Source organism: Leptotrichia sp. oral taxon 223, assembly GCF_013394795.1.
Taxonomy (GTDB): Bacteria; Fusobacteriota; Fusobacteriia; order Fusobacteriales; family Leptotrichiaceae; genus Leptotrichia.
The window spans coordinates 183758-196771 of record NZ_JABXYU010000001.1; the positions used below are offsets into that span (position 1 = coordinate 183758).

Genomic DNA, 13014 nt, shown 5'->3' on the forward strand with positions numbered 1-13014 from the left:
ATAATTCCTTTCATAAAAAAATCACAGAAATTTTATCTCCTGTGATTAATTTTATCGTTATTCATATGTGCATTCTTTCTCTTCTTCCTCCGTTAGAAATCCCTCACCACTAAACTCAAATATTTCAGCAATTATTGCTTCCGCTTTCTCTTTTGGTGTCATTTTATCAAATCTCGCATTTCTTTCTTCTTGAGTTTCTTCTGGCTCAAAACCTCGCTCTTCCGCCCTCTTTAAAGCCTCTTCCAAATCCTTTATAAATTTTTCTTTTGCCACTCTTTCCACGACCTTTCTATAAATTTACCTACTTTTCTTGAAATTTCTCGTGGTTTTGGATTATTTTTATATTCACTCCATGCTTCAGCTATAAACTCCTCAACTTTTACAGTTGCATATTTGGAAAGATTTTTTGATATTACTGTTTTATTGGTTTCAAAATATTCTTTTACATCTTTGGATTTAGAAATGCCCAGTAATTTATCAATTTGATGTCCAAACTCATGATCAAAAATAGATTTCATCGTATCACAGCCAACAGGTTTCCATCCGTTAGTTACTTGTCTTTTTCTTTCAGCAATAACATTATCATAATTATTATAATAGTTTGAGTTCAATGATATTCCAGCATACTTGTTTACTATTTTTATAATTTCGTTCTCATCTGGATTGTTTCCTAATCTAGTAACATGAAAAGATTCCGCTGTTCGATTGTTTTTTATATTCAATTTACCTAAAACATAATCAAGCAATTCTTTAGTTCCTTTTGCCAATTTATTATTCTTAGCATAATTTTTTAATTCTGCTTTCAATAATTCATTTCTCTTTTGCATACTTCCAACGAACTTAATTTGCTCTGCAACTTCTGGATATTTATTTTTCATAGCTGCAAGCCCACGATTCCACTCATTAGCACAACGTACATCAATACTTGTATAATCAGCTTTAACTCCTAATACTTTTTCAGCATAATTATTTGCTTCTTTTACTGTTTTTATTGTATCAATTATACTACTGTTGCCGTCTTTTTTCAATGGTTTAGTAAGTACAAAATCAGGAATATCATATTTATCGGCAAATGTATCTACTTTTTGTTTATAATTCTTTTCAAGCGTTGCTATGTACTCATCATTTCCAATATTACCAGCAAAACTTCCTACATCTTGGTTTATATCTCCGTTACCTACAACTTCATCAGGATTTACCTCATCTGCTGTCAAAGATACTGTGTAACATCTACAATTAAATCCGTTTGGCGGAAAATATTTATCAGCTTCAAGTGTTCCTATCTTAAATATTTTCCCATTCAATTCTCTTGTATGTTCCTGTTCCCTGCCGTCCAACGTTCCACAATATTGATAATATGGATAACGTTCCTTGTATTTATCCATTTTCATATATATTCCCGCATTGTAAGCGTGATTCATGTTAGTTCTGAATACTGTTTTCAAATATCCCTCATTTAATGTTAAACCACTCTGAGATAAAATGTTATCCACGTCTTTTTTCCACTCTTTAAACGTTCCACCATTTTCAAGAGTATTTGACATTTGTTTAAAAATCTTTTCAGTAACATTTACATCTGTGACTTTTTTTATCCAAAAGTATTTTTGTCGTGCATACTCCATTTCGTTCTCGATATCATTATACAAAGCAGGGTATTTTTTCAGGAAATTATCAAGCGCTGCATTTCTTGTAGCCGTCCTAGTATTTGAAAATTCCACAATTTCATTATCAATCATAACAGCGTTATCAAATCCTTGCAGCATTGACATTAACAACATATCTTCTAGTGTATTATCATAATCAAACTCTAAATCATATAAATCAGAAATATCATTTGCCTTTTCTATCTTTTCACGAATAGCTTTTAATACATTTTTTTGCCATTTCTTGAAATTGTTATCAATAAATTTATCAAATCGTGCTTGATTCTTTTCTATCAGTTCACGCTTTTTATTTATTTTATTGATATTTAGTTTTTTTTTAGGTTTGGAAAATTCTAAATTGCTACTTTCCTTTTCAACTTCTATTAAATCAGCTTCCTTGACACCTAATATCTCAGCTATTTTGGTTTTTGTAAAGGCATAACCGCTTTCAGATATTTTCACTATATAATTTACTTTTTCTGATATAGTTTTTGTCCTTTTGTCTTCCAGCTCAAGCGTTTCAGTTTCATCTATTTCTTCCACAAACTTAAAATAGAAATTTCCTGAATCATATCCATAAAGCTGTGCATCTATTTCTATTAATTTTTGAATCCAGTCCCTAATCTTTTTAACTTTAGATTCTATCTTATAGTTCTGTTGCTCCTTATGAACTTCACCCAATGCTCTGTTTCCACTATTTCCGTCCACTCCAACAACAAGCGTACTTCCAAGTAAATATCTTTGCACCGATTTTGCTTTTTCGTTTAACAGTTCCTGGTAAATTTCAGGCTTCAAATCATCCAGCTTTATGAATTTTATAAAATCGTCCAATGATTTTTCCCCAGCACTTGGAACAGCCAGCACATCCTTACCTTTTGCAGCCTTTAAATCCTTAGCCTGCGCCTCCACATCTTTCTGTCTTGCCTTAACAACTTCTGGTGGATCTGTTTCGGCGGATGGCTCATAAGCAAATACTGTAATTATATCTCCGTATTTATCAATAATTGCATTTAATTTCGATTCCAGCCTTTCCTTAGCTGTAAATACAGGAACAAGTGGCAACAAATCCGTGCTTCCTTGCAAATTATCTAACCGCTCTTCATTAACGCAAACTAAAAAACGGCTAGGTTCACCCGCAATCGTAATTTCGCTATCACGAGTTTTAACAACCCAACCGCTATCTTTATCATACTTTATATATTTGTTTGGCAACAATATTAAATCTTTAATTACTGTATTTCCTGTATTATCTTTATCATATATTATTTCAAATATTGATTTCTTATATATTTCAGCTCTCAAAATATTTTCCAGTAACTTTGATATATTAAGATTGTTCAAACGTCGTTGAATGTTCTCGGCAACTTCCACATATTCTGGTACATCTGTTTCAATTTTCCACTCTTTAGATGTAACCGTTTGTGTCATAAGCTGTAATGCCTGAGCAATATCCATATCCTTTAACATCTGTTCCAATAATTTATCATCAATGTTCTGTTCTCCGCTCGAAATCGAACCTAATGATATTATCTCTTTTACTAATGCACTTACTACATTTTCCCTGATACTCACATTTCCTCCTTTCTACACGCTTATAAATTTTCTAATATACCTTTTTGAATTTTGTATTAAATCATTTATAACAATTCCAGCATAACTGCATACATCAACAGCGTCATCGTGTACAGCATTCGGAAATTTTAACAACTGCTCTTCCAGCTCCAATAAATTCTCTAAATTCTTATTGAAAAATACTTTTCCATTTTCAAACATGACTGAAATATTTAATGCTCTAGTCATCTTGTCTGTATCTGCCTTTAATTCTTTTAATGGCATACCTTCACGTTTTGCCTGCTGCATTATTCCAATACCGCTACTCTTACTCTCTATCGCTTGGAATCGTAAATTATATTTATGCCTATACTGCTTAATTACATTCCATTGATCTGGTACTTCTAATCTTTCAAGCATTAAATCAACTAAATATAAATTCCATTCCCTATCACAAACAAAGGTTGCTATTGCCGTAAAATCATTGTTTTTATGTGTACTCATTGCTGTATCTATCGTTTGAAAATAAAAACAGTCTTTGATATTAACATTTTTATTATCAGCTATAATAAAATCATTTTTTATATCAAAATATTTAAAGTATTGACGCTTAAATAATCCACCATCCTCAACTTGCGGCTTTTGCTGATACAATGCTGAAAATTCACGACTTCCTATTGCCTTTTTTATATTTTCCAGTTCATCAATTCCATATCGTTCTTCCCACAATGGCTCGCCTACTTTTCTTCCAAGAATATCATTTTCTTCTGCAATAGCTGGCAAAACGATACTTTCAAAAGTTTCTCCAGTCCCATTTTCCATTTCCTTGACTATTCTACCAACTAAATCATCTTCATGCCATCTAGTCTGAATTATTATTATTCCACCTCCAGGTGCTAACCTTGTACGAATAGTTGATTGATACCAAGCCCAAACCTTATCACGCTGTAATCTGCTGTTTGCGTCTTCCCTATTTTTAAACGGATCATCTATAATTGCAATATGTGCCCCTTTACCTGTTGCACTTCCACCTACTCCTGTACTGACAACAGCCCCTCTGTGTTCTAAAATCCCCCAGTTATCACCAGCACTTTTATCTCTATCTATAACAGTGTTAAAAATCCCTGTCCCACTTTTACTGTGTTCTCTATAAGTATCCCTAGCTATTTTCCCAAAGTCCCTTGCTAAATCCATTGAGTAACTTGCGATTATAATTTCAAAATCAGGATTATTCCCAATTACCCAAGCTGGATATTTTTTAGTCATAGTTTCAGATTTTGAATGTCGTGGCGGCATACTAACAAATAATCGTGGACTTTTGCCATCCTTGACATCTTCTACAAATTGCTGTGCTTTATCCGTCAAAAATTGTATGTGCCTTGCATTATTATATCTTCCGTTTCCGTCAAAAATAAGAAAATCCAATAAATTTCTACGTGATAGCTCCTTAACAGCTTCTAATCTTATCATTTCCATTTTATCCATTCTTACCACCAGCTAATGCTCTTAACTCCTCAGTAGTAAGTCCTGAAAGTGGATTGGTATTCACTTGTCCAGACAATTGCATTTTCTCGATATATTCACCATCCATTTTATTTAAAATATCTAATGCCTTTAATCTGTCCTGTACCTTTTCATTTCCATTTTTAATAACTTCTGTTAAAAACTCTCGTCTTTCAACAGCCGTCATTATTCTGCTTGTCTTTGTTTTTTCCTGTAATTCTTTTATGTATTTTGATAACGTAGTATTTTGTAGTAATTTTGGTGCATTTTGTCTTGCATACTTTTCTTTATACCCTGCCTTTATTGCGGATTCAGTAGCATTTCCACTAGCTACATAAAACTCACAAAAAGACTTCTGCCTTGCATTTAATTTCAATGCTACCACCTCCTTTTTGTAACAAAAAAAGACAGCCTTTAAACTGTCTTATGCTTATATAAAATCAAGGATTCAATAATAAGTACTCAACTCATACTCTTACATCTTGACATATTATAACATATTGAAAATTATATACAATATCAAAAAAGTATCATTTTCAATTTAATATATTTTTTATCACATCATCCGAAAATATAACTAGCTGTAACTGCCTAATCATTTTATTTTTGTATCTCTTTGCAGTTATAACACTTATATTTAATTTTTCGGATATATGCTCAAATGTTAATTCATCAAAATACTTCATCTCTATTATATCGTAATACTTGTTATTTCTAATTGTATCTAAAGCCCTTTCGACCATATTAACCACATTTTTTATTCTTGCAATTTCTTCCTCTAATTTTTCTATTTTATTTTCAACCTTTTCTAGTTCGGATAAATATACCTTACTAGCCTGCACATTAACGCCTGTTTCCTTTTTCTGAATTGATATACCCTCTTTCTTTAAGTCCTCTATAAGCATATTTTTAGAATCAATAGCACCTTTCAGTAATGCTAATTCAGATAATAATTTTTCTGTCTTTTGAAATGGTGTTAATTGTTTCTCTGTTTTTATTTCTTTATCATTTTTCATTCTTTCTATTATTTTGTCCGCTATTCTGTCTATGTCTTTTTCGTTCATTTAATTTTATTTTCCTTTCCATTTTTATTTATTTTCCCACAAAAAAAAGACCAATTTTATTTGGTCTTATTTTCTAAATTTATTATTTTACTTTCAAGATTTAATCTTTTTTCTAATTCTATTTTATTATCTAATTCTTCTATTTTCTTTTCTAAAATTTTTATTTCTTTTTCAATTTCTTCATTATTTTTTGCAGGAACATTCATAACCCCACCAAATATCATCATAACCATTCCTATTATTAACGGAATTAAAAAACCCCAGTTTTTAGATATTATAAACTTTTGGTTTTCAAATTTAATCAAATAGAATAATGCTGTCATTGTAATTAAAATAAAACCATTCATCATTAATAATACAGAAATATGATTATTATGTAAATTCAAAACACTAGAAGCACTTATACCGATAACTGAAAATATAGCTAAAAACATTCCCATTATATCCAATATTTTTTTATCATAAGCTTTTTGTTCTTTTATCAAATCGTCTATTTTTTCTAAATTTTCCAAACCATAAAATACTTTTTTTTGTAGTAAGTTATTTCTTATTGATGTCATATCTATTAAAATTCCTTCCAATTCATTTAAAAATGGATTTTCAGTTTCTAGATCAAAATACAGTATTCCCAATCTGTATATTGGAAGAAAATACTCGACTTTTTCGATACTTTCGCTATATTTTTCTTTAAAATCAAAATAATCCCATTTTTTGATTTCTGATTTTAAAATTTTTGTTGGTTCATAAGTGTTATTTTTTATCTTTCTTGAAATATATATAGCATTTTCGAATTTCGAGCTTATTTCAAGCATATCTGATTTTATATATTTGTATTTTTTGTAACATTCTTCAGTTATACCTTTTTTGAATTTTTTTGATATTTCTTGAAATTCTATTTTTTCATCTTCTTCCAAAGGTTCATTTTCAACATTCTTTTCATTACTATAATATCTTTCAAACATATTGGATATATTTTGCATAAATATAAATTCTTTCATAAATCCTCCTAAAATATAATAATATATTATACCTCAAGACCAAAAATATTCAACTGTCATTGTCCTAATTTCCAAAACTTTTTCTAAAAATCACATTTCTTCAATTTACGATTTTCTTCTATATCCTCATATTTTAATATTGGCGATACCTCGTGTATGCTTCCGTTTTCAAATTTCAGATATATCTTTTTACTTGTTTTAGATTTTAACTTTTTGATAACTTTATATTGCCTACACTCTTGCTGAAATTTCTCATAATATGTACTACAACTTATAATTACTCCTAAAAATCCTATTAACAATAATTTTTTCATTTTTTCACTCTCCCGATTTGCCATTTTCCCTGCACCATCCAAACGTTCTCAACACCATTTTGCCGACATCAACAATATGCCTTTTGTTGACTTCAACAAAATGGTTTTACCCTGGATCTATTATTTTCTAAAGATACTTTATAAAAATATAAATTATTAAAAACATCAGTAAATACAAAAACGTCGAATAAAGTACACGGAAATAATTATTCCAATTCTTTGTTTCACTTGCAGCGTCAATTTTAACGATAACAACAATTACCATCACTATCGTTGTTATTACTTTTAAAAACATTTCTCCTCCTAATTCTTTTCTAACTCAATCGACTTTCTGCGACTGAACTTTATTTTTCTTCGTAAATTTCTAAAGTTCCACGAAATTCATCGCTTTCAATTACAAATGTCCTGCCATTTGCAGTTTTGTAATAAAATAATGTGAATCCACCTTTTAATTTCTTTGTTTCCTGCAATTTTAACAATTGACACATATCCATCAATAAAATTTTTTCCAATAAATTGTTATCCCAAATTTCTAAAAATATATTTTCATAGTTACGTCTTTCTTTTTGTGTCATTCTTTATCCTCCTTAAATGCCTTAAAATGATTTTTGTAAATCTTTTTCAATTCCTTTATCTGTTCATCATCTAAATAAATACCCCTCACATCATACTTTCTTTCAAATGCTTCCACTCCAATATCGTGCTTTTCGGTATGATGTTCCCTACAAAGTGAAATATATCTTCCTTGTCCTTTATCATTCGCATAACCTCCCAAACTTCCAGCCGACTGCCAATGTTCAAAGTCAACTGGAGTTCTATTGCATACCGCACAACGTTTATATTTCAACTTTGCATAAATATATTTTTCTTCATTCTGCTGTTTATATAGCATTTGCATTTCTTCCCACATTGCTATATCATTTTGGAGAAAATAATCAAATAAATAATTAGTAAAGGCTATTGCTCCATTATTGCTCATCATATCAAGTTTTAGACTGAATGTGCCTGTAAGAGTTAATAAAAATCTTTGCATTTCTTCCCGGACAAAATCTATCAAATCATTTGTTACAATATTTATCTTGGTTTCCTTAGTATAATTCTTATCTAAAACTTCGTTCAGTCTGATTCTTAACTTTTCTTCTATATTTTTAAAAGGCTTGTAACCTTTCAAATTAATTCCGCTATGCTTAATATAAAGTTTTTTCAAGTCTTCCTTTGCCTTGTAAAGAAAATAATCAGAAATATTTGGTTTTTCCTTGCTACTTTTCCAGTTAATATCTACGCCTTTTAATTTATAGGCGTAACAATCTATAAACCAGTATATTAATTTTTGGTTTTTTCTGCTCATTTTCTTAGACATCTAAGTTTCCTTTCCGCCAGGCGTGCCTGAAATTCATATATCCTACAAACCTTTTCTTTTTAGTTTCCTCGTTTGGCTCATATTCCTTGTCTGAATTTTGGATTTTTTGGCGACTTTTAACTATGTTGTTAATTGAATATCTGTCATATATCTTTGCCGCCTGATCCTGCGTTATTATTCCGTCCTCAACCAATATTAAGCACATAACATATGTGTCAGGATTTTCAGCATTCCGTGTTTCAGGATATTCTTCTAAAATATTCCTAACCCTTTCTTTTGCTAATCTTTTTCCCATTATTGCCTCCTAACTAAACAAGCCGTCAATTTCATATCTGTAGCTTGTCCTCTTCTTTTGCTGAGATAATTGTTTTCCTAATTGCCTCACTTCGTCTATATTGATACTTTTCTTGTTAGTCATTTTGTAAAACTCATCAAAATTATGAATATCTATTGCATAAGTTTCTGATAAATCTCTAAAATTAAGTATCATATACGCTTTTACATTATTTTTCTTTGCTTCCAATCTCAAGTTATATAAAAACGTCTGCTGTTCATCAACTGTATCTTTAATGTTAGAAAACGGCATTGACTTGCCTAAAAAAGATTTTAACTCAACAAGGACAAGCAAGCCATCCTTGAAAAGTAAAAAATCACATAAGTTCTTGTTTTTAAATCTAACCATTTGCCCGTTCACAGTTCCCGTTGTTCCGTCCTTGAATCTATGTAAAAAGATTTCGTTTGTATCAATACTATTCTTAAAATCGTTCTCAAATTTTTTCCCTGCATTCATTGCCATCAATCAATTACCTCTGCTTCCTGAACAGTTACAAGTGTTGCTCCATATATGCCATCTTTTCCTTTTCTTGTAACCGTTATTTTCCTCTCGCTAATAAATTTTTCGACAATCCTTGTGCATTCCTTAGCCTGTATCTTAGTGTTTAGTTGAATATCACGTGCTTGGTAATAGTACGGTTCATTCTTTTTTACAAATTCAAAAACTTTGTTTTCCTTTCTGGCTTTCTCTTTTTCCTCACGGCTCTGTTTCTTGTTCTCTGCAACGCTAAATGATTTCGCCGGAGAATTTGTTGGCTGTTGTTCCTTTTCTTCGCTGATAGCTTCCTGTGAAGTTCTAGTGTCTTTATATTCAATCTTGTATGTTCCGTATTGTTCACTCTCAATTCTTTCAACTGTACGATTGATTTTAAATTTAACCATTCTTATGATTTTTTCAATCATTTCAGTTTTAAAAATTTTAGTGTTGTCAACTAAGCCTTTAATAACGTTTTTAATCATTTTCACTTTATTGATTTGTAAAGCTATAACAAAACAGTCGGCTATTTCTTCAATCATATTGCTATTATCTTTATAAAATGATTTACGCCAGTTTTTGTGAGCTTCTTGCAACTCTTCGATTTCTTCATAAAGTTTCAGCAACTGCGGCTCTCCCCCGAAAAATCTTTTTATTTTTACAAGTTTTTCTCTGTCTTCTCTATTCAAAAGCAATTCCTTTGGATTTTCTCCAAATAATTTTTCTGAATTTATTTTTTTGATAATATTTCTTGAGATTTCGTCAAGTTTATTCATATCATCAATATCCGTAATTTCAAGCATTTCATTTAATCTTGTACAATATTCAGATTCTGTTACATTTTCCCTTTGCGAATCAGTTAAGAAATTATTATATATAATTCCTGAAATCTTATCATTCGCAAACTCGATGTTTAATTTTAAATCACTTCTCTTGAATACAAACTGAACTTTCTTGTCTTCAACATTCTTTTTAATTAGTTTCGCATTTTCTAAATTGTATGCTCCTTTACAGCTGTTTATCATATAGTCTACTACGTTATTTCCTAACATTTTATTTCCTCCTGATTTTATATATTTTTTTGACCCTTTATGTTATAATATCTTTGTTAATGAGATTATGAAAGGGGGTGTTGCTATGTCTACAAAAGATATGATGTATATTATTTTAAATTTAATCGACAAATCTTATAAAAATAATGATTTTGATGTCAATAAAACATTCATTCATCCAAAACTAGGAGTTTCTGAAAAAGAATTAAATCATTTACTGTCTCAATTAATCAATGACGAATACATTGATGGTCTCTCTGTTGTTTTTGGTACTAATGACAATGTTGTATTCAATGCATCAAATCCACATCTAACAATTAAAGGGAAATTATTCTTAGAAGATAATTCCGCTTTAAAAAAAATTTATAATTTTGCAAAAGAAGCTAGATCCTGGATTTAACTATTTTGATTTGGAAAGTGTTTTTTCTTTTAACACTTTCTTTTATTTTTTTTCTAATTCCTTATCCAAATATTTCCTTAAAAATCTCTTTCTTAACCTCTTTTCTTCTGCTTTCCCAGTTAAAAGCCAGCCCTTTGCAATTTTCCCTGAATCTATCAAGGACATCATCACTTCCGTTTATGCTCAAATATTCTGACATTTGGCTAGGATCCATTGTTGTGGAAATTATTAGACATTTTTCCTGTTCGTAAAGCATATTGAATATTTCAAACAATTTTTCTTTTCCCCATTCCTCGCTTAAATATTCCTTTCCTAAATCATCAAGTATTATCAAATCTGCTTTTAGTAAATCTCCTAGTACTTGGTCTTCATCCATATCTTTACTTTTCCAAGTTTTTTTAATTCTTTTGTAAATTCCCATTAAACTTGTTCTGTAAACCTTGTAATTTTTTGACAACTCATTGAATATGCACAAACTATAAAACGTTTTTCCTGTACCTCTCACACCATAAAAATACAATCCAATGCCATTCTCTAAAGCCTTGTAAAAATTTTTACAGTATCTTTCAATAAGATTTTTGATTTTCTTTTCCTCTGAATTTTTTACAACTGCTTTTTCAAAAGTGCAATCATCAATTTTTTTAGGTAAATTTGAAATATTTCTAAAATAATTTATTTCCTTGATTTTCTTAATTTCTCGAATATTAACGGTTTCAACACCTGTAAACGTGTTAGAATTCGAGGTCATAATTTGGTTTCCTGTTCTTTGCTTTACCATTTCTGCTATTGCTTGCATTGTTATTTCCTCCTTGTTTTTTATCTAGCGGAAAAATATCTTTCCAGCTGTTTATAGTCGATTTGTTTAATATTTCTATTGCTAATTGCTCATTATTCCCTGCTAATCTGTGTAACTTCATAAGAATTAAATCCTCTGCTGGTTTCGATAATGGCTCTTTTTTACCAATTCTCATAATTTTAAAATCTGAAAACGCTTTTTCAAATTCCTTGCCCCTATATAAATATATAGAATCTATATTATTATATTCTATATTAGTATTATCTATATTATTATGGTGGGGAAAATCCAAGTTTGGGTTTTCCTGATTTGGGTTTTCCATATCAGGCTTTTCCAGATTTGGGTTATCCAAGTTTAGGTTTTCGGTATCAGGCTCCTTTTCTTCGTTCTCTTTTTCCTCAACTTCTTCCTTATCCTGATAATCTCTTATATTATTTTCTGACTTGTCCTCAAAGATATAGTAATTTATTGTTCCGTCAGCATTTTTCTTTCTGCTTACATATCTTTCTTTTACCAATTCTTTCAGCCCTGAATAAACTGAATCCAGTCCATCTTTAGAATTTTTGGCAATTTCTTTTGCATTGTATCTCCAGTTGCTCGGTCTTGAAAGCATGTAAAGTAGTATTCCTTTCGCCTTCCAACTGATACTCTCATCAAATATCAGATTATTATGTACCATTGTAAAGTTTTCTGTCTTTTTTATTACAGTTTTCATTTCTACACCTCTTTACTTAACTAATTAAATTTGATATAATCAAATTATGAAAATATTTGTATGCACTTTATTTGAAGTGCTTTTTTTGTTACTTAAATTTTTTCAATTTCAATCTCTTCTGATCCCGAATTATGAAATATTATCAGCACCTGCAATAAGGTGCTTTTCTATTTTGGTTAACAAATCCACATACTCTCTTCTGATTTCTTGCAAATGCTTTATATATGCTTTTATTTCATTCATAGATAAATTTTCTATTGAAAAAATTGCTCCCATTTTGCTTTCAATCTCTTTAATTCTTTTAAGTTCTTCTGAAACATATAATTCAGTTTCAAAAGATATTCTTTCTTTTTTTTCATCCATTGTTTTACCTCCCTTATTTCATTCTTACCCCCTTTTGAGTTATAATAATATCGCCAAATAAAATTAAATACACAAGAAAGGAGGTGTTGCTATGCTTCACATTATAATATTATCTATTCTAATAATTTTAGGTTTTGGAATATCAGTTAGAAATTATAATTCTATTAACGAAACTTATTTAAAATTAGTTGAATTAAACAATTTATTTGTTAATTTCCTTAATACCAACGGAATTGAGGATACCGAAAAATTAAATTCACTTAGAATAACTTTATCTAATTACCTACATTTTTATAATCAAAAAATGTCTAAAAGTATTAAAATAATTTTGTTTTCTCAACAAATAGATCCGTTCAATTACTTTGTTCTAAATCATAACGAAGATTTTGTTACAGAATACGATAGAAAACTCTTGCAAAAAATCATAGATGGCATAATCAAAACCTT

At 29.9% G+C, this 13014-nt stretch carries 17 protein-coding genes; 1 reads left to right on the forward strand and 16 read right to left on the reverse strand.

Features of this window, described 5'->3' with window-relative positions; all coding sequences use genetic code 11:
- Positions 1–57: 57 nt before the first annotated feature.
- The 13 genes from HW275_RS00950 to HW275_RS01010 form a co-directional block, all read right to left on the reverse strand.
- Positions 58–273 (reverse strand): hypothetical protein, encoded by a 216-nt coding sequence (locus HW275_RS00950; RefSeq protein WP_178934369.1) that lies wholly within the window; start codon positions 271–273, stop codon positions 58–60.
- Positions 252–3215 carry a DUF935 family protein gene (locus tag HW275_RS00955; protein ID WP_178934370.1) on the reverse strand — a complete coding sequence of 988 codons (2964 nt, stop codon included), beginning with the start codon at positions 3213–3215 and terminating at the stop codon, positions 252–254. Before HW275_RS00955 ends, HW275_RS00950 begins: the two co-directional genes overlap by 22 nt.
- Positions 3216–3227: 12 nt before the next feature.
- On the reverse strand, positions 3228–4679 hold the full coding sequence (gene terL, locus HW275_RS00960; RefSeq protein WP_178934371.1) for a phage terminase large subunit: 1452 nt from the start codon (positions 4677–4679) through the stop codon (positions 3228–3230).
- Entirely contained in the window at positions 4672–5073 is a 402-nt protein-coding gene (locus tag HW275_RS00965) for a terminase small subunit (protein WP_178934372.1), read from the reverse strand. The genes terL and HW275_RS00965 overlap by 8 nt, the downstream gene beginning before the upstream one ends.
- A 160-nt stretch (positions 5074–5233) precedes the next feature.
- Complete coding sequence (locus tag HW275_RS00970) at positions 5234–5761, reverse strand: DUF1492 domain-containing protein (RefSeq protein ID WP_178934373.1); 528 nt, start codon at positions 5759–5761, stop codon at positions 5234–5236.
- A 56-nt stretch (positions 5762–5817) separates the two neighbouring features.
- Positions 5818–6759: a hypothetical protein gene (locus HW275_RS00975; protein ID WP_178934374.1), complete on the reverse strand. Its 942-nt coding sequence runs from the start codon at positions 6757–6759 to the stop codon at positions 5818–5820.
- A gap of 83 nt (positions 6760–6842) precedes the next feature.
- Positions 6843–7073, reverse strand: coding sequence for a hypothetical protein (locus HW275_RS00980; protein ID WP_178934376.1), 231 nt, complete (start codon positions 7071–7073; stop codon positions 6843–6845).
- Between the two features lie 127 nt (positions 7074–7200).
- Positions 7201–7368 carry a hypothetical protein gene (locus tag HW275_RS00985; RefSeq protein WP_178934379.1) on the reverse strand — a complete coding sequence of 56 codons (168 nt, stop codon included), beginning with the start codon at positions 7366–7368 and terminating at the stop codon, positions 7201–7203.
- Between the two features lie 49 nt (positions 7369–7417).
- On the reverse strand, positions 7418–7648 hold the full coding sequence (locus HW275_RS00990; protein ID WP_178934381.1) for a hypothetical protein: 231 nt from the start codon (positions 7646–7648) through the stop codon (positions 7418–7420).
- Complete coding sequence (locus tag HW275_RS00995; RefSeq protein WP_178934383.1) at positions 7645–8433, reverse strand: putative HNHc nuclease; 789 nt, start codon at positions 8431–8433, stop codon at positions 7645–7647. Before HW275_RS00995 ends, HW275_RS00990 begins: the two co-directional genes overlap by 4 nt.
- Positions 8426–8728, reverse strand: a complete 303-nt coding sequence (locus HW275_RS01000) for a hypothetical protein (protein WP_178934385.1) — start codon at positions 8726–8728, stop codon at positions 8426–8428. Before HW275_RS01000 ends, HW275_RS00995 begins: the two co-directional genes overlap by 8 nt.
- 9 nt (positions 8729–8737) lie before the next feature.
- On the reverse strand, positions 8738–9229 hold the full coding sequence (locus tag HW275_RS01005; protein ID WP_178934387.1) for a Holliday junction resolvase RecU: 492 nt from the start codon (positions 9227–9229) through the stop codon (positions 8738–8740).
- Positions 9229–10293, reverse strand: coding sequence for a hypothetical protein (locus HW275_RS01010; protein WP_178934388.1), 1065 nt, complete (start codon positions 10291–10293; stop codon positions 9229–9231). The genes HW275_RS01005 and HW275_RS01010 overlap by 1 nt, the downstream gene beginning before the upstream one ends.
- Before the next feature lie 85 nt (positions 10294–10378).
- On the opposite strand from HW275_RS01010, the gene HW275_RS01015 reads away from it, so the two are divergent.
- A complete protein-coding gene (locus HW275_RS01015) occupies positions 10379–10693 on the forward strand; it encodes a YjcQ family protein (RefSeq protein ID WP_178934389.1) in 315 nt (104 codons plus the stop codon).
- A gap of 61 nt (positions 10694–10754) precedes the next feature.
- Here HW275_RS01015 and HW275_RS01020 read toward each other — a convergent pair whose 3' ends face one another.
- The 3 genes from HW275_RS01020 to HW275_RS01030 form a co-directional block, all read right to left on the reverse strand.
- Positions 10755–11489, reverse strand: coding sequence for an ATP-binding protein (locus tag HW275_RS01020; protein WP_178934391.1), 735 nt, complete (start codon positions 11487–11489; stop codon positions 10755–10757).
- Entirely contained in the window at positions 11425–12204 is a 780-nt protein-coding gene (locus HW275_RS01025) for a helix-turn-helix domain-containing protein (protein WP_178934393.1), read from the reverse strand. The genes HW275_RS01020 and HW275_RS01025 overlap by 65 nt, the downstream gene beginning before the upstream one ends.
- Positions 12205–12333: 129 nt before the next feature.
- Positions 12334–12567, reverse strand: coding sequence for a hypothetical protein (locus HW275_RS01030; RefSeq protein WP_178934395.1), 234 nt, complete (start codon positions 12565–12567; stop codon positions 12334–12336).
- Between the last annotated feature and the right edge of the window lie 447 nt (positions 12568–13014).

Bases quoted from the DNA above. Each gene is read 5' to 3' on its own strand.
- terL (WP_178934371.1), bottom strand. From the start codon at position 4,679: ATGGATAAAATGGAAATGATAAGATTAGAAGCTGTTAAGGAGCTATCA.
- HW275_RS00970 (WP_178934373.1), bottom strand. From the start codon at position 5,761: ATGAACGAAAAAGACATAGACAGAATAGCGGACAAAATAATAGAAAGA.
- HW275_RS00975 (WP_178934374.1), bottom strand. From the start codon at position 6,759: ATGAAAGAATTTATATTTATGCAAAATATATCCAATATGTTTGAAAGA.
- HW275_RS00980 (WP_178934376.1), bottom strand. From the start codon at position 7,073: ATGAAAAAATTATTGTTAATAGGATTTTTAGGAGTAATTATAAGTTGT.
- HW275_RS00985 (WP_178934379.1), bottom strand. From the start codon at position 7,368: ATGTTTTTAAAAGTAATAACAACGATAGTGATGGTAATTGTTGTTATC.
- HW275_RS00990 (WP_178934381.1), bottom strand. From the start codon at position 7,648: ATGACACAAAAAGAAAGACGTAACTATGAAAATATATTTTTAGAAATT.
- HW275_RS00995 (WP_178934383.1), bottom strand. From the start codon at position 8,433: ATGTCTAAGAAAATGAGCAGAAAAAACCAAAAATTAATATACTGGTTT.
- HW275_RS01000 (WP_178934385.1), bottom strand. From the start codon at position 8,728: ATGGGAAAAAGATTAGCAAAAGAAAGGGTTAGGAATATTTTAGAAGAA.
- HW275_RS01005 (WP_178934387.1), bottom strand. From the start codon at position 9,229: ATGGCAATGAATGCAGGGAAAAAATTTGAGAACGATTTTAAGAATAGT.
- HW275_RS01010 (WP_178934388.1), bottom strand. From the start codon at position 10,293: ATGTTAGGAAATAACGTAGTAGACTATATGATAAACAGCTGTAAAGGA.
- HW275_RS01015 (WP_178934389.1), top strand. From the start codon at position 10,379: ATGTCTACAAAAGATATGATGTATATTATTTTAAATTTAATCGACAAA.
- HW275_RS01020 (WP_178934391.1), bottom strand. From the start codon at position 11,489: ATGCAAGCAATAGCAGAAATGGTAAAGCAAAGAACAGGAAACCAAATT.
- HW275_RS01025 (WP_178934393.1), bottom strand. From the start codon at position 12,204: ATGAAAACTGTAATAAAAAAGACAGAAAACTTTACAATGGTACATAAT.
- HW275_RS01030 (WP_178934395.1), bottom strand. From the start codon at position 12,567: ATGGATGAAAAAAAAGAAAGAATATCTTTTGAAACTGAATTATATGTT.